The organism is Albibacterium sp. (assembly GCF_035514885.1).
Classification (GTDB): Bacteria; Bacteroidota; Bacteroidia; order Sphingobacteriales; family Sphingobacteriaceae; genus Albibacterium.
This window is the reverse complement of sequence record NZ_DATJCH010000021.1, coordinates 31583-49182: the sequence shown is the minus strand read 5'-3', so window position 1 is coordinate 49182 and position 17600 is coordinate 31583. Positions and strand designations below refer to the sequence as shown.

At 37.4% G+C, this 17600-nt stretch carries 13 protein-coding genes and 1 tRNA gene; 6 read left to right on the top strand and 8 right to left on the bottom strand.

Going from position 1 to position 17600, the window contains the following annotated elements:
- Positions 1-8 precede the first annotated feature (8 nt).
- Together VL047_RS09860 and VL047_RS09855 are read right to left on the bottom strand one after the other, a co-directional pair.
- On the bottom strand, positions 9-1502 hold the full coding sequence (locus VL047_RS09860) for a RagB/SusD family nutrient uptake outer membrane protein (RefSeq protein WP_325360130.1): 1494 nt from the start codon (positions 1500-1502) through the stop codon (positions 9-11).
- Positions 1503-1520: 18 nt separating this feature from the next.
- A complete protein-coding gene (locus tag VL047_RS09855; RefSeq protein WP_325360128.1) occupies positions 1521-4517 on the bottom strand; it encodes a TonB-dependent receptor in 2997 nt (998 codons plus the stop codon).
- A 250-nt stretch (positions 4518-4767) separates the two neighbouring features.
- Here VL047_RS09855 and gntA point away from each other — a divergent pair, with 250 nt between their 5' ends.
- Positions 4768-5472 (top strand): guanitoxin biosynthesis heme-dependent pre-guanitoxin N-hydroxylase GntA, encoded by a 705-nt coding sequence (gene gntA / locus VL047_RS09850; RefSeq protein WP_325360127.1) that lies wholly within the window; start codon positions 4768-4770, stop codon positions 5470-5472.
- 43 nt (positions 5473-5515) lie between these two features.
- Positions 5516-6103 carry an urea carboxylase-associated family protein gene (locus VL047_RS09845; protein WP_325360125.1) on the top strand — a complete coding sequence of 196 codons (588 nt, stop codon included), beginning with the start codon at positions 5516-5518 and terminating at the stop codon, positions 6101-6103.
- A 7-nt stretch (positions 6104-6110) separates the two neighbouring features.
- Here VL047_RS09845 and VL047_RS09840 read toward each other — a convergent pair whose 3' ends face one another.
- From VL047_RS09840 to VL047_RS09830, 3 genes are all read right to left on the bottom strand, one after another.
- Positions 6111-6584 (bottom strand): hypothetical protein, encoded by a 474-nt coding sequence (locus tag VL047_RS09840; protein ID WP_325360123.1) that lies wholly within the window; start codon positions 6582-6584, stop codon positions 6111-6113.
- 15 nt (positions 6585-6599) lie between these two features.
- Positions 6600-7739, bottom strand: coding sequence for a zinc-dependent alcohol dehydrogenase (locus tag VL047_RS09835; protein ID WP_325360121.1), 1140 nt, complete (start codon positions 7737-7739; stop codon positions 6600-6602).
- Between the two features lie 338 nt (positions 7740-8077).
- Positions 8078-8845, bottom strand: a complete 768-nt coding sequence (locus tag VL047_RS09830; protein WP_325360119.1) for an SDR family NAD(P)-dependent oxidoreductase — start codon at positions 8843-8845, stop codon at positions 8078-8080.
- A 143-nt stretch (positions 8846-8988) separates the two neighbouring features.
- Between VL047_RS09830 and VL047_RS09825 the strand changes: the two genes are divergently transcribed.
- Positions 8989-9360, top strand: coding sequence for a helix-turn-helix domain-containing protein (locus VL047_RS09825; protein ID WP_325360117.1), 372 nt, complete (start codon positions 8989-8991; stop codon positions 9358-9360).
- A gap of 48 nt (positions 9361-9408) precedes the next feature.
- On the opposite strand, the gene VL047_RS09820 is transcribed toward VL047_RS09825, so the two are convergent.
- The 3 genes from VL047_RS09820 to VL047_RS09810 all read right to left on the bottom strand — a co-directional run bounded on the left by VL047_RS09820 (position 9409) and on the right by VL047_RS09810 (position 12288).
- Entirely contained in the window at positions 9409-9834 is a 426-nt protein-coding gene (locus VL047_RS09820) for a VOC family protein (RefSeq protein WP_325360115.1), read from the bottom strand.
- A gap of 257 nt (positions 9835-10091) precedes the next feature.
- Positions 10092-10178: transfer RNA gene (locus tag VL047_RS09815), tRNA-Ser, on the bottom strand.
- 79 nt (positions 10179-10257) lie between these two features.
- A complete protein-coding gene (locus VL047_RS09810; protein WP_325360201.1) occupies positions 10258-12288 on the bottom strand; it encodes an HDIG domain-containing metalloprotein in 2031 nt (676 codons plus the stop codon).
- A gap of 178 nt (positions 12289-12466) precedes the next feature.
- On the opposite strand from VL047_RS09810, the gene VL047_RS09805 reads away from it, so the two are divergent.
- From VL047_RS09805 to VL047_RS09795, 3 genes are all read left to right on the top strand, one after another.
- Positions 12467-13648, top strand: coding sequence for an acetyl-CoA C-acyltransferase (locus VL047_RS09805; RefSeq protein ID WP_325360113.1), 1182 nt, complete (start codon positions 12467-12469; stop codon positions 13646-13648).
- A gap of 27 nt (positions 13649-13675) precedes the next feature.
- Positions 13676-15871: a S9 family peptidase gene (locus VL047_RS09800; protein WP_325360111.1), complete on the top strand. Its 2196-nt coding sequence runs from the start codon at positions 13676-13678 to the stop codon at positions 15869-15871.
- A gap of 125 nt (positions 15872-15996) precedes the next feature.
- Positions 15997-17598: a peptide MFS transporter gene (locus tag VL047_RS09795; protein WP_325360109.1), complete on the top strand. Its 1602-nt coding sequence runs from the start codon at positions 15997-15999 to the stop codon at positions 17596-17598.
- The last annotated feature ends 2 nt before the right edge of the window (positions 17599-17600 follow it).

Genomic DNA, 17600 nt, shown 5'->3' with positions numbered 1-17600 from the left:
TGTCTTAATTAATAATCTGGATTTTGCACTAAAACACCTCCTGCTTTATCTATTTCCGGTTGAGGTATTGGTAGGAAACGATTTTTATGCTGATAACCTGCATCAGCAAGAACATCGTCTGCAATTCCCCAACGAACTAAATCAAAGAATCGTTCATTCTCCATTCCCAATTCCACCTGTCTTTCATGTCGAATGGCTTGGCGAAGTGCTGCCTGATCGGTCGTTGTTACTTCTGGCAATACCGCAGGATTACTTCCCCGGGCTCTGGCGCGTACCATTTCTAAATACTCTAAGGATTTTTCAATATTTGCTGTTCCTCCTAATTCATTTGCTGCTTCTGCTGCCATAAGAATAACATCTGCATACCTAATGATACGCATATTGAACCATTGACCTTGTAAGCTACCGGTTGACCTTCGGATATCTGGATTGGTATATACTTTTTTACTCCAATAAGGTCTTGGAAGACCTGCAGGAAGAAATTCGCCATAAGGAGAGTTTACTTGACCGGTATACAGCAACGTTTCATCCTTTCTCGGGTCGCCGGGTTCAAAAGCATCTGCCATTTTCTGATTCGGTACATTCCATCCCCATCCTAAGTTCCAATCTCCCGATCCTCTTACCCCTTGTCGGCTGGCATAGGTAATACCAACTGAGGTGTTGCTTTGTGAATAAAATGCCTGAATTTCAAAAACAGACTCTTTTCCATTTTCCTGCGACTCCCTGAATATCTGATTATAGGGAGTACTTAAATCATATTCTCCCAACATAATAACCGCTTCGGAAGAAGCCAATGCCCTTGACCACATATTACGCGCTAAAAATGTTTTAGCCTGCAGGGCCAAAGCTGCTCCTTTGGTTACTCTACCAACAAACTGACTGCTCCAGCTTGGAGGTAAGGCAGCTACTGCTTCCTGCAAATCGGCATCAATCAATTGATAGATATCTGCAATCGGAGATTTGGGTACAATGGCCTGCGATGGATCAGTAATTCGAAAATCAATTTTTGGCACCTCTCCGAAAGCTCGTACTAAATTAAAATACGCAAATGCCCGAAAGAACTTAGCTTCACCCAAGTTGATTAAAGTAGTAGGCGTATTCTCAATGGAATCAGCTGCTGAAATCACATTATTAGACAGGTTTATCAGGTTATATTGCCCTGTCCAGTATGAATTTATCAACCAAAAATCCTTAACATATTGAAATTTATCAAAAATATTTGCAGCGTCTTCCCCATCGCCGGGTGCGCTACCTTTATCTGCATCGTCTGCTCGCATATTATGGACAGCTATATAGGGAAGGCCACTAATACCTTCATTTCGAAGTCCGCCACCGTAAATTGCAAACACCTGTCCTTCAAGAGAACCGGGATCTAAATCTTCCTCCGTTAATTGTCCCAGAGGTTTTCTATCCAGAAAATCTTTTTTACATCCTGCGGCGATTATCATCACCATAACCATTAAAGCAGATATTTTAGTATATATATTATTTAAGTTTTTCATAACCGAATTCTTTAACAATTAGAAATTTAAATTCACACCGAATGTATAAATCGCCGGCACCGGATAGGTACCATCATCAACTCCAAAAGAAGTAGCGCTTCCTCCTATCTCTGGAGTGTAGCCTGTACTATTTCGAAGGGTAAATACATTTTGCGCATTCACAAAAATTCGCAGAGATTTTAGATGCAAACGATCTAATATTTTTTGATCAAAATTATATCCTAATTGTAAGTTTCTAAGTCGGAAAAAACTTCCATCTTCAATGTAATAGGTAGATGCTAATCGGTTATTTGCTCTTCCGGAATCCATAATTGGCTCCCAATTGGAAGTTCCTTCACCATGCCATCTTTCGAGCCGATCTTCCAGGAAGTTAAATTGAGCAAAAGCATTTCGATTCCAATTTCTGAAGATCTCATTGCCATATACACCCATAAAATCAGTTCCTATATCAAAGTTCTTATATGTAAAGTTGAGTGAAATACCGTAGGTAAGGTCTGGAGTCGGATTACCGATAATGGTTCGATCGGCATCATTAATTTCACCATTTCCATCTACATCGCGAAATTTAATATCTCCCAATTTTGCACCTGCATGTACGGGTGATACCCGCAGTTCCTCATTTGTTTGATAAATACCATCAGAGATATAACCGTAAAAATAACCAATTGGGTAATCAACACTTGTTCTGGAAACACCATCAACAATATCATAACCTTCATCTAGAAGACGATTTACTTTATTGTCCATCGTAGTAAGATTTCCCCCAATAGTTAAAGACATATCATCGCCGAAAGACTGGTTCCATGAAGTTGACAGTTCAATTCCTTTGTTGCTCACTTCTCCCGGATTGGAAAGTCCTGCTTTTACACCCAATGAGGCAGGAACCGTAACAATGATTCCCTTGGTATCTTTATGATAGTAAACGGCATCAAGAGAAAAACGGTTATCAAATGCATCTAATTCAAAGCCTCCCTCCCAGGCATAAACTCGTTCCCATCTTAAATCACGATAGGGTATATAAGATGGTTCGTAAGCCGGAATAATGTTATCTCCAAAAACAGCTGAATTACCGGCAACTAGCAAAGGATACAGTGGATATTGATTTCCTCCCGTATTTTGGTTTCCTAGTATACCCCATGATCCTTTTAACTTCAATCTGTTGATAGCAGACCGATCTTGCATAAATTCTTCGTCAGAAATTACCCAACCTGCTCCTATTGCACCAAAGTTTTGCCATTGATTTCCGTATTTATAAAAGCCGGAAGTTCCGTCACGTCTGAATGAACCATTCAGTAAATACTTGCCTTTGTAGTTATAAAGTGCACGTGCTAAGAAAGATAAAGTTGTCCGCTCCCAGGCGGATCCGTCTCCTTGCTGAGTATCGGAAGATCCGATTCCTACATACCATTTATCAGGATCGTTTGGAATGGGAGCCCCGCTACCTTGCGTTCTGCTGGCATTTGTTGTTTCATAAGAATTATAATAGGTCGTCCACCCTGCTGTTGCCGTTAGATTATGATCGCCAAAACTGTTTTTATATGTCAGCAACCAGTCTGATTGAACTTTAGTAAAGATATTTTGATTTTGAGAAACCGACGTGATTCTATTCAGTTGATCAATTTTACTCTCACCTTCAATCTCCGGATTATAAACATTGATCAAAGGAGAATAAGATCTTCCTTGATTAAAGCCATAATCTGCCAGGAAGTTAGCTTTGAAAGAAAAATTCTCTAGAAATTTAACTTCACCAAATACACTGGCAACAGCTCTGTATTCGCGGTTAATTGCTGTATTTCTGCGATCATAAATATCAACTAAAGGATTCCATATTTGGGCACGTTGAAAATCTGGAAGAGTATGGTATAATCCATATTCATCATTATATACAGGGGCAATTGGTGCAGCTCTTACGGCAGAAGCTACACTCCTTTCTTGAGGTAACTGAGCTCTGTAACCATTAAAATTCACACCAAACTTTAAATTATCGGTAACTTGAAGTTCATCATTAAGCGATAAAGTGATTTTATTAAGCTTTTCATAATGAATTACGCCTTCTTCCTGCGTATAGCCTAAACCCATGTAGAACTTATTATTTTCTGACGCACCACTTACACTGAGGTTGTTGTAATTTAAGATGCCGCGTTGAAATATTTGATCTTGCCAATCGGTGTTTGCTGTCCAGTTTGTATAGTCGTAAGCAGCAATCCCTTCATTGGCGCGCTGCTCATCGTATAATAGTTTAAATCCGGCAGCATCGGTGAGTTTCATACGATCAGAAACGTCCTTAAATCCGACGGTTGAGTTAAAATTAAAATTCAATTGGCCGGCTTTTGCTTGTTTCGTTGTAATGATAATTACTCCATTGGCTCCTCTAACTCCGAAAATAGCCAAAGACGACGGATCCTTTAACACTTCCATTGTCTCGATGTCGGCCGGATTGATAAAATTGATATTATCATTTAATATCCCATCAACCACATACAATGGTTTTACACTATTAATAGAGTTGGTTCCTCTAATTCGAATATCCGGATCCGCACCCGGTCTTCCTGAATTAACAATTTGCACACCGGCTACTTTTCCTTGGATAGAAGCAACAGGATTAGAAGATGGTTTATCAGCAACTTCACTTCCTTTGACGGTTGATATTGAGCCCGTTAAATCGCGACGAGCAGCAGAACCATACCCAATTACAACAACCTGCTCTAACTCTTGAGTAGAGGTTACTAATTCTACATCTATTTGCTGCTGGTTATTAACCGGGATTTCCTGAGTGCCGTAGCTGATAAAACTAAACACCAAAGTTGCTGTGGGATTTACCTGGATTGAGTAATTCCCATCCATATCTGTTTGAGTTCCTGAAGTAGTTCCCTTAACCTGAACCGTAACTCCCGGAACAGTTTCTCCAGTCTCAGCATCGTGAACAACGCCTTTTACGGTAATGGATTCTTGAGCCAATAAATTGGTTGCGAAAAGAAATAATGATACCGTTAGACAATAGGTAATAATTTTCATACGCTTAATAATTAGATTAACGAATTCGATATAACAAAGTCAACATCTCACATCCATCTTATCGAAGGAATACATTTTTGATAACCATTAAAACAGATTAAAGTTTTTATCTATAGGCATTTGAGTAGAGGAGGTTACTGACTGTCTTAAACAAAACTGAAACTATTCTGTTAGTTCTTATATCGGTTATCATTTGAATCGATATAAAGGGACAAAAAATAGATTTGAGCCAAAAACGAGTTAATTGAACATGGGAGCAAAAAGAATAGAAACATACTTCACACCTGATAAAATAAATTCAGATTTAAACAATCGCGTACTGAAAGTCACTCAAAATTTCATAAAGAAAATAGATGCTGCAGATTATCCCTGTGTAGGTGCAAAATCGGCTATGCATACTGATCAATATAGATTTGGGATCTATGATCAAATGGGCACCAAGGAAACTACCAAAGCATTGGCAAATGACCTGAAAACATATATAAAAGAAACAGTAGATTCGAATAGTCAATATATGTCTATGATTGCAGTGTTTACTGATAAGGTGGAATCGGAGCTTGATTTTGAGAAGCGGCTTTGGCAACAATTACAAAAACTTCATGATAGTGAAGAAGATAAGCCTTGGGACCATGCTGTAGGCAGTAATCCTGAAAAGAAAGATTTTAGTTTCAGTTTTAATGGCACTGCCTTTTTTATAGTTGGCCTACACCCACATGCCAGTAGAAAATCGAGAAGGTTTGGCTATACTGCACTTGCCTTCAACCTTCATCGACAATTTGAACAACTTCGTGATCATGACATCTATGAAAAGATGAAAAACACGATCCGTGACCGGGAAATAAATTATGACGGTTCTATCAATCCGATGCTTAGCGATCATGGAGAAGGTTTAGAGGCTCCTCAATACAGTGGGCGTAAAGTTGATAAAAACTGGAAATGTCCTTTTCATACCTAGTAAGATACTATCAAACAATTATAAATTAGAGTTTAATTAGCAGATGATTAATACAATAGAAAAACAAACAGGTGCAGCTTTTCAATTAAAGGCAGGCGATAAACTGAGAGTAATTGACCCCCAAGGAGAACAAGTAAGCGATATGGTTCTCTTTAATGCGAACGATAAGCGAGAAAAAATTTCTTCAGGAAAAACCCTTGATTTTGAAAATACAATCCTGATTACTAAAGGACACCATTTATGGAGTAATCGGAGTCATAAAATGATGGAAATACTGGAAGACACCAATGGGCGTAACGATTTTCTCCTGGCTCCATGCAGCCCTGAAACATTTCAGATTCTTTATCAGAACCCTGACTATCACCCAAGCTGTTTTGAAAACCTTTATACGAACCTTTCTAACTTTGGAATAGAACCTGATGATATACCAACTGCTTTTAATATTTTTATGAATGTTCAATTTGCACAGGATGGAGAGCTTTCAGTAGATCCACCCCAAAGTAAAGCAGGTGATTATCTTCTTTTCGAAGCAAAAATGGATCTAATTGTTGGCCTTACAGCCTGCTCTGCAGAACAATCAAACAACTATTCGTTTAAGCCTATTCAATACGAGATTCTTACTAGTGGCTAATCTTTGTCTATTTCTTTTTTCCGGATAGCATACTTACAATTGCCAGTGTTACTACTGTGCATATCACAACTTTCTTGACTAATCCTACCGGATTATATTTCAGTTCAGCCTTCCAGCCTTTTTCTGCAAAGATATTAGGTATATGGCCTTGCTTGAAATCGTCTACTATACCTTCAATAACATTAACCCGATCAGCTAAAAGTAAGGGCAGCCAATGGAGATAACTTGACTCGCTGTATTTAAAAGCATACCTACGCAAATTGCCACTCAGCCCCGAGGGAGGTAAAGTTGAGCCAAAGACGGCTGTTAAATTTGGTCTTTCAATTGAATGAAGCACTTCAACTTCTTGCAGCTGTAATGGAGGTCTCTCCCAATTTAACCTATTGTGATCATCGCCTGTATAATTTTTCATAGGGTAGGTAGGCTCATTTCTCGGATCAGCATCTACTCCCCAACCTTTAATATGTGAATAATCTTTCATGGTAACTAGTTAATTCTAAGGAATAAGAATGGGTTTAATACAATTATCTAACTTGGCAGAAAATATATGATACGCATCAGATATTTCTTTTAAAGGTATCCGATGTGTAATAATTTCTTTAGGATTAATGATTCCCGCTTGAACATGATTTATTAACTTAGGAAGAAGTCGTTTTACAGAAGTCTGATTAGCACGAATGGTAATACCTTTATTAACAACATTACCAATCGGTATAAAATTATCTGTTGGACCGTAAACGCCGACAATTGAAACAATCCCTCCTTTTTTAACAGAATTGATCGCCCAATGAAGTGCTGTAGCTGCACCGGCCTGAAGCATTAATTTTTTCCCTGTTATGGTTTGCATGGCACTTCCGGCTGCATCTCCACCTACCGCATCAATACATACATCAGCGCCAAACCATCCTGTTGTTTTCTTAATAAACATTACCGGGTCTTCAAGTGATTTAAAGTTATAGGCCTCACATTGTGCATAATTTCGCACAAATTCAAGACGGTATTCTAAATGATCTATAACGATTACTCTTCCTGCACCAAAAAGCCAGGCACACTTTGCTGCCATAATACCAACTGGCCCTGCTCCAAAAATAACCACAGTATCTCCAGTCTTAATTCCACCCATTTCCGCTGCTTGATATCCGGTAGGAAGAACATCAGTTAAAAGAACTGCATCATCCGGATCCATGTCACTGGGAATTACCGTAGGGCCAACATCAGCATAAGGTACCCGCACATATTCTGCCTGTCCACCATCAAAACCACCCGCAATATGAGAATAACCAAAAATGCCGCCTGCTGCAGTTGCCATAGAATTTGATTCATGACAATTCCCGTATAATTCCTGTTTGCAAAATGCACACTTTCCACAGGCAATATTAAATGGTACTAAAACATGGTCTCCTACTGTTAACCTTTCAACAGAAGGACCAATTTCTTCTACAATACCAACGAATTCATGACCAAATGTTGAACCTACCCGCGTATCAGGCACCAAGCCATGGTAAAGGTGTAAGTCGGATCCGCAAATACAGGATCTTGTTACTCTAACAATAGCATCGTTTGGGTGCTCAATTTCTGGCATAGGCTTGTGGTCAGCTCTGACTCTAAATGGCCCTCTATAATTCATTGCTATCATAGTCCGGTTTTTTATTATTCGTAATTATGTCAACTTTATCCTTGCCATTAATAACTATACTATCAAAATTTGGTTTTCTATTCAATGATTTCAAGTATAATCCTCCTTTTTACAGTTATTTATACGTTGAACATCATTAATTCACTTTTCGATAATTTTAGATGCACCCCTTTTGATCACATTGTATGGAAGTTATTTATACTCAACTTAAAACAAAACACCTGTGCTGCCTTATACTGTTTTTTACAACCGAATTGAATGACACAGTTTATTGCAGCAAAAAATAACCCCTGCTTCCGAAAGGAAACAAGGGTTTAATAAGGCACTACAGATTTCTATTAATTTGGCGACAAATAGGTTAAACCACCATCAACAAGAATCTCAGTACCAAGTATAAAGGAAGAATCATCCGAAGCTAAGAAAACCGCTGTTTTTCCAATATCGGATGGTTGTCCAATTCTACCTATCGGCATCGCATCTGACCAGTATTGTTTTACTGCATCAAGTTGTTCTGCAGGAACAAATCTTTCAAATACTGGTGTATCTGTTGTACCTGGGGATATCACATTCGCTCTGATTTTTCTACTTAAAAGATCGTTTGAAAATCCTTTTGCAAAATGGATCACAGCTGACTTGGTTGCACCATAAAGCGTGAAAGATGCATAGGCACGATGCGCCGCATTTGAACCGATAAGGATAATAGAACCTCCATCATTCATATAAGGTAATCCTTTATGGACAGTGAAATAAACACTCTTTAAGTTTAAAGCTATTGTCTTATCAAAATCGGCTTCACCAATTTCTGCCACAGAACCAAATGTTGATCCGTTAACTGCGCCACCTGCATTGGCCACGATTACATCTATTTTACCAAACTTTTCTGATGTTTCTTTAAACACTCTTTCCAAATCGTCAAGATTAGTTACATCCGCGTTGATAGCTATAAAACCTTCTCCAAGTTGAGCCACAGAACTATCTAAAGTTTCTTGGTTCTTACCAACAATAGCTCCTACTGCACCTTCTTTTTTAAATTCTTGGGCAATACCAAACCCAATTCCACTATTTCCACCTGTAATAACTGTTACTTTGTTCTTTAATCTGCTCATAACTAAGTGTTTTTAATTCATTTTTAAATTTATTTTGCATTTGTTTCACAAAGATATTATCAATAGTTTATATTTGTAACAGTAATAGTCTATTCTGGTTACCAGCGGGTAACTGCAATTTTTACTACTAATTTTTAAATATTATGAGAGACGAAAGATTTTGTAATTCAAATTGCCCCTTTACAAGAGCTATTGGTACAATTAGTAATAAATGGAAACCAATTATCATGAATGTTATGGGTACTCGTACTATTCGTTTTGGTCAATTAGCTTCTATCATACCACTCATTTCAAGAAAGGTACTGACTGAGCAGTTAAAGGAAATGGAAGAAGACGGCATATTGGAAAGAATAGCTTATAAGGAATTACCACCGAGAGTAGATTATAAGTTATCTGAAAAAGGCTTAGCTTTTCTACCGATTCTAGAAAGCATAAAAGAATGGAATATTGAATATGAGGTAGTGTCAATGTCAGAAGATGCTGATATAAAAAGCAGGGTAAAATATGCCGGATAGAAAGCGGCTGTAGGGTAATATCTGGGTTTCTTAGGTTACACTTGTCCGTTAGTTTGGATCATACTCTATAATCCATTCAATACCATATTTATCTCTAAACATTCCGGCGTATGTACCCCAAGGACTTTCGCCCATAGGACCTTCAATATCTCCGCCTGCAGATAGTCCGTCAAATAGTCTATCTGCTTCTTGACGACTGTCTGCACTGATTGATATTTTGGATCGGTTCTCGTTTTCATTTACTCGTCCCATGAACTCAGGGACGTCGTTGGCCTTTAATACGTTGTTTTTGCCAATCGGCAATGCAATGTGCATTATTTTTTGAGCTTCCTTTTCTGCAACCTGAAATTCATCACTCGATAGGTCAACAAAGCGGATGACCTGCCTGAACTCACCACCAAAAACTGATTTGTAAAAAGTAAAAGCTTCCTCAGCATTTCCATTGAAGTTGATCCATGGGTTAATTGCTTTCATAATTTTTATTTTTATGTCTTTATAAGTTAATTCTCCACAAAAAGCTATTTGGAAAACAGATTTAAGATAAAGTTATTTACTTATTATAGCAAGAGGCACTTTTGTTTTTTGTTGAGAGATGTTAGTGATTATACGAGCTCAGAAAAGCAGTATTCAGATTATACTTTGCCGAATTATATTAGCACTAATCTTATGTAAAACGAACGAATTGCCTTTAAAAGAAAAAGAGCGACTTTTTCAAGTCGCTCTTCAGGCTGCGGAGAGAGAGGGATTCGAACCCTCGGTACCGTTTCCAGTACGACAGTTTAGCAAACTGTTCCTTTCGGCCACTCAGGCATCTCTCCTTATTTTGGAATGCAAATATAGCAATTCAATCTACTCCACAAAAATAATTTGAACATTCGTCAGAGTTAATTTTAAGAACTAAATTATCTCGGTTTTTTTCTCTTTCTTAATATCATAATCTACCCTGACATGATAGATACTCATAAGCATGGTCTTAAATATTTCGCGAATAGTTTCGATCTCTTGTAAAGTAATATTACTATTCTTCATCTGATTTTGAGAAAGCTTATAATCAATGATTTTATCAACCAAACCACTTATACTTTCCGCATTAGGCTCTTTAAGACTTCGAGAAGCTGCTTCAACTGAATCGGCAAGCATGAGTACTGCAGTTTCTTTAGAGAAAGGTATTGGACCCGGATAGTGGAAAAGATCTTCATCAACAAACTTTTCGGGGAAAGTTTTGATATAAGACTGGTAAAAATAATCTACACGGGTGGTTCCATGATGTGTTTTAATGAAATCAATAATCTCTTCAGGCAGTCCGGCTTTTCTGGCCATCTCCATACCTTTAGAAACATGGGCAATGATAATTTGTGCGCTTTGCTCAAAGGTAAGTCCATCATGAGGATTGTATCCTTTAGTTTGGTTCTCTATAAAATATTGAGGATTTGTAACCTTCCCAATGTCATGATACAATGCGCCTGCTCTGATTAACAACGTATTCCCTCCTATTTTATACATTGCTGCCTCTGCTAAGTTAGCTACTTGCAGAGAATGCTGAAAGGTACCTGGTGCTTTATATGACATCTCACGCAATAGATGAGAATTTGTATTGGTTAATTCCATCAAGGTTACGTCAGAAGTAATTCCAAAAAAGCGTTCAAATGCATAAATTAATGGATAAGCAAGTAAAGTAAGGAGAACACTTACTGCAAAGGGAACAAAGTCTAACCAGCGCACATCATCCAATGATCCATTTCGTATTAGTACCATACCTAAATAGGCAATAAAATAGGTACCCAAAATAAATATAGATGAGAGCAAAAATTGCTCGCGTTTAACCAATGTTTTGATACTATAAATAGCAACCATACCAGCAGTTAATTGCAGAAAAACAAATTCAAAACTATTAGGCACAAAATAGGCAGCAACCAACACCATTAACAAGTGAATATTAAGTGCCATTCTGGTATCAAACAATACACGGATAATAATGGGAACAATACAAAAAGGTATAAAATACAAGTTAGGAAGCCTAATATTTACCGACCACGATAATAAAACCAACATTGAGGTTACCACAAGCAGTATTAAAGTTAACAAGTGATTATCATCAAAAATATCCTTCCTGAATAAATATAAGAAGGTCATTAAAAGGGTAATAATAAGCCCGACAATTAACACTTGCCCTAATACTACCACTGCAATATCACCACCTATGCGCGCCTCCTCTTCATAGGCTATCCGTAAAGATTCAATTTTCTGATAAGCCTCATTATTAATTGTAGAACCTTGAGCGATAATCAACTCTCCTTTCTGCACCATCCCGCGCGTTGTAGAAATGTTTGCTAAAGCATCAGTTTCAAGCTTATTGGTAAGCTGCTCATTAAAGATATAATTATTCTGTATGTAATCAGGAATAAGCTTCTTTAACCATTCTTTCTCTTCAATCCTATTATTCTCATTGATTGCTTCATCAATATATAGCAATGCTTTTTCCTGTGTAAAAACATCTGCAGTATTCTTAGCAGAAGAAACATTGTCTGTAAGCAAAGTGAAATTATAATTATCGCCCTCAATTTGGAATTTCTTGGTAGGCGCCATCACTCCCTCTGAGTAGATCTTTTGAAGAATATCTGTTGCAAATTTGTTATAAACGGGTTCCAGTTCAGGATCAAAGGTGGTATTCGGCCATTTAGCATCAATATCAGCTTGCATTCTGGCAATCTGATTTTCAGCTACCTGCGATTGAAAATTATAGATCGGGTTGATGGATTGCAAAACATCATCCCGGTCCTTATTAATCTCCTCTTGGGTTTTTAGAATAGCGAAGTTGTACGGTGAAACAAGATCTTCGTGCATCCAAACCTTTCCTTTTTCAAATTCAAAGCGAAACCTTGGGTGTTTAGGCAAGAAAAATGCAATCACGCCAATGCATAGAATCATTAATCCGTACTTGAAAAATTGCGGATATTGGCTAAATAAATTAATTCGATATGTTGATTCAGAACGATTCACAGGCTATTGTTTTCATTCAAAATTAAGATTTCTAAAGAGAATCCACCATTTTCAAAGAAAATAATAGATTTTTGTTAACTTGCTCTTATACCAATTTAATAATAACATGTTGAATCAAGAAGTGTTTATTGTATCTGCTGTACGAACTCCTATTGGGAGTTTTGGTGGAAAGCTCTCTGCTTTATCCGCCACAGAATTAGCAGGCAAAGCAATTGCCGAAGCAGTTAAACGCGCTAATATCAATCAGAACCAAGTCGAGGAAGTTTATTTAGGAAATGTATTATCAGCAAGTTTGGGTCAGGCACCGGCCACACAGGCAGCAAAATTTGCAGGCTTGTCTGATATTCCGGCAACTACCGTAAATAAAGTTTGTGCGTCGGGCATGAAAGCCATTATGTTGGCCGCTCAAAGTATCTCACTTGGATTAAATGATATTGTAGTAGCTGCAGGAGCAGAAAGCATGAGCAATGTTCCTTATTACTTAGATAAGGCGAGAACAGGCTATCGTTTGGGAAATGGGGAATTAATAGACGGATTGGTAAAGGACGGTTTATGGGATGTTTATAACGACTATCACATGGGATCAGCTGCCGAATTGTGTGCAAACGAATGTAGTATATCTCGGGAAGATCAAGATGCCTATGCTATCGAGTCTTATAAACGTGCACAGCATGCTTCCAATAATGGCAGGTTTAAAAATGAAATCATTCCTATTGAAATTGTTGGACGCAAAGGTGAGGTTACTATCATTGATGAGGATGAAGAAATATACAATGTTAACTTTGAAAAGATTCCCGGGCTAAAAACAGTTTTTCAAAAAGAAGGTACTGTTACCGCGGCCAATGCATCGACATTAAATGACGGAGCCGCAGCTTTGATATTAATGAGTAAATCAAAGTTAGAAGAATTAGGTTTAAAGCCTATTGCAAAAATCTTAAGCTATGCAGATGCTCAACAAGCACCGGAATGGTTTACTACTGCACCAGCCAAGGCGATACCGAAAGCATTAGAGTTAGCAAATATTGAGAGTAAAGATGTTGATTATTATGAAATCAACGAAGCTTTCTCTGTGGTTTCTTTAGCTAATAACAAATTGTTAAATTTACCGGCTGAGAAAGTCAATATCAATGGAGGTGCAGTTGCATTGGGGCATCCTTTAGGTGCTTCGGGTGCAAGAATAGTTGTTACATTATTAAATGTACTTGAACAGAATAAAGGCCGAATAGGTGTCGCAGGAATCTGCAATGGTGGCGGTGGTGCCAGCTCAATTGTAATTGAGAAACTATAAAAGATCAATCCTTATATTATTTAATAGATGAATAAACTCATTCTTATTTTCTTCCTATTGGGGAATTATGCATTTGCACAAACACCAGAAAAGACAACTTTGGAAATTTCTAAAAAAATAACCCTTGAGGATATTTACAAAAACAATACGTTTAGAACCAATGCCGTTTCTGGCTTTCGTTCAATGAATGATGGAAAAAGCTATGTATCCATTGAAACCAATCCGGTTAGCAAAGAACGCTCTATAGCAAGAAGGAACTACAGCGATGGCAAAATCTCCGAAGAGCTATTTTCAGAAAGCGATCTCGTTTATAACGACATCAAACTTCCAATCGGAACTGACTTTAGTTCGGATGAGAAAAAAGTATTGATAGCATATCAAAGCGAACCAATCTATCGTCATTCAACCAAAGCATTCTATTATGTATTAGATCTTCAAACAAAGAAGATAAGTCCTGTTTCTGACAAGAAGGAAAAACAAATGTATGCTACTTTCTCACCCGATGGATCAAAGGTGGGTTTCATAAGAGACAACAACCTTTTTTATACGGATCTCAGTTCAGGCGAAGAAGTTCAAGTAACGTACGACGGCAAATACAATCAGATAATTAATGGTGGAACTGATTGGGTATATCAGGAAGAATTCTCCTTTACCAGTGCATTTTTCTGGAGCCCAGACAGTAAGCAAATCGCTTTCTATCGCTTTGATGAAACTGAAGTGAAGGAATTTTCTATGACCATGTTCACAGGCCTCTATCCTACTGAATATAAATTCAAATACCCAAAGGCGGGAGAAAAGAACTCTATTATAAGCATCCATGTTTATACCCTGGCAAATAAAAACACATCAACCGTGGATATCGGACCTGAAAAGGACCAATACATCCCTCGGGTAAAATGGACTCAAGACTCTAATATACTTTCTGTGTTGCGCATGAACAGGCATCAGAATAAACTGGAATACCTGCTTTGGAATGAGAAGACGCAAAGTACAAACACCATATTAACAGAAACTGATCCATACTACATTGATATCAATGATGATTTGACATTCCTAAAAGACAATAAACGCTTTTTAATTACCAGTGAACATAATGGATATAATCATATCTATTTATATAACATCGATGGAAAGCTGATAAGTCAAATAACAAAAGGCAACTGGGAGGTTACAAAGCTATACGGAGTTAATGAAGAAACAGGTAATTTATATTTTCAATCGACAGAAAGTTCTCCCTTACAGCGGGATATTTACTCTATCAACCTTTCAGGTAATAAAAAAGAAAAGATCAGCTTATCGGAAGGTACAAACTCTGCAACTTTCAGCGCAGATTTCAGTTACTACATTCTAAATTATTCAAGTGTAAATACTCCTCCTTATATAACTCTAAACAATAGCAAAGGTATTATACGCGTATTAGAAGACAACCATACAAGCAAAAAAGTTAGCGAAGAATACGGAATATCTCCTCGTGAATTTTTCAATTTTACTACCTCAGAAGGAACTGCCTTAAACGGTTATATGATTAAACCTGCAAACTTTAAAAAAGATACTAAATATCCTGTTTTGATGTTTGTTTATGGTGGGCCCGGAAGCCAAAACGTTGTTAATTCATGGACGCATAATTATTGGTTCGATTATTTAGCCCAAAATGGTTACTTAATAGTTTGCGTTGATAATCGAGGTACAGGTTTCCGTGGTGCTGAATTTAAGAAGATGACCTACCTGGAATTAGGAAAATATGAGACCATTGATCAGATAGAGGCTGCAAAATGGCTTGGCGAACAAAGCTATGTTGATAAAGATCGGATTGGAATATGGGGATGGAGTTATGGAGGCTATATGGCGTCTCTTGCCATCACGAAAGGAGCAGATGTTTTCAAGGCTGCTATTGCTGTCGCCCCTGTAACAAATTGGCGTTTTTACGATAGCATTTATACAGAAAGATATATGCGTACGCCTCAGGAAAATCCAAGTGGCTATGATAATAATTCACCTATAAATTCTGCAGAAAAATTAAAAGGCAGCTTCCTGCTTATCCATGGAACTGCCGACGATAATGTTCATTTTCAAAACAGTGTGATGTTTTCAGAGGCATTAATAAATGCAAACAAACCCTTTGACCAAGCGTATTATCCTAATAAAAATCACAGTATAAATGGTGGAAATACAAGCTTACATCTGTATACAAAGATGTCTGATTTTGTCTTTAACGAGCTCTAGGAATCTATATAAATTGAATATTTCTAAAGCTTCTTTCAGATAATTGTTGCATTTTTGACATTTATATTGTTACTATATTTTATTATTACACTATAAGCAGATATTAATACACTAATTCTATTTATATGAAACCATCTGAACAAGACGAAATTCTATCCACGCATCTCATCAAAAACGGGGTAGATATACACACTACTCTTGGGCATCCAGTAGGGCTGTTTGTCTTATTCTTCACAGAAATGTGGGAACGTTTTAGTTACTATGGAATGCGTGCATTATTAACACTTTTCCTGGTAAGCGAAATATCAAAAAATGGTTGGGCATGGACACGCGAAGAAGCTGCTCAATTATATGCTGTTTATACCTTCTTAGTATATTTAACACCTCTTCTAGGAGGAATAATAGCTGACAAAATAACCGGCTATCGAAAGGCTGTTTTATGGGGTGCCTTAATCATGACGCTAGGACATGTTTCCATGGCCCTTGAAGGTATTGGAGCGAGTTTCTTTTATTTAGGTTTGATTCTTCTTATTCTGGGTAACGGTATGTTTAAACCAAATATATCATCTATTGTAGGTCAATTATATCCGGATAACAGCATTAAAAAAGATTCAGCATTTACCATATTCTATATGGGTATCAATGCCGGTGCATTCTTAGGAATTATGCTTTGTGGATATATAGGTGAGAAAATAGGCTGGCATTGGGGCTTCGGATTAGCAGGTATATTTATGTTTTTCGGCATGCTTCAATTCTATTACGGACAACATATATTTGGAAAATTAGGTGAAACTGTTAAAAAAGCGAAAGAACGCAAAGACACGCTTGAACTTACAAACACTAAACCTACAGATGAAGAAGAGCAACTTCCAAAAAATATTATTAGAGATCGTTTAATAGTTATTGGTATTTTAACCTTCTTCAGTATCTTTTTCTGGATGGCTTTTGAACAGGCAGGGAGTTCCATGACCTTCTTTGCCAATGATTATACACAACGTATTTTAGTCGGAAATCAAGCAATAGCTTTTAAATGGGTTGATGCGGCATTAACTATTTTCCCATTAATATTATTAACATGGGTACTGACTTTACTGGCTAAACAAATCATCAAAAAATATCCTTTAACTATCTTCTTTACTGCTCTAAGTTTCTTCATTATATGGGGAATTGCTATATGGAAAGTTCTTAGAGAATTTAATGCCCTAGAGACAGAAGTTACCGCTTCCTGGTTTCAGATATTAAACTCCTTTTTCATTATAACCCTGGCTACCCTATTTGCAAAAATGTGGGAAAAAGTATTCAACCCAAGCGGGCCGGCCAAATTTGCGATTGGATTGGTTTTATTAGGCATCGGTTTTGGTATATTAGCTTATGGTAGTCGCAGCATTCCACAAGGTGCTCTTACTGCTCAGGTAAGTATGATTTGGTTGATACTGGCCTATCTTTTCCATACAATGGGCGAATTATGCTTGTCACCTGTCGGACTTTCTTATGTAAGTAAGCTATCTCCAAAACATTTGGTTGGATTAATCTTCGGATTCTGGTTCTTATCAAGTGCGGTTGCTAATTTACTTGCCGGACTATCTGCCAGCTACATTGATAAAATAACCGCAGCCTACTCAATCTCAACATTCTTTATGATCTTTACTTTAATACCAATCGTTGCCGGAGTAATCTTATTGGCACTATCGCCTTGGTTAAAGAAAATGATGCATGGAATTCATTAAAA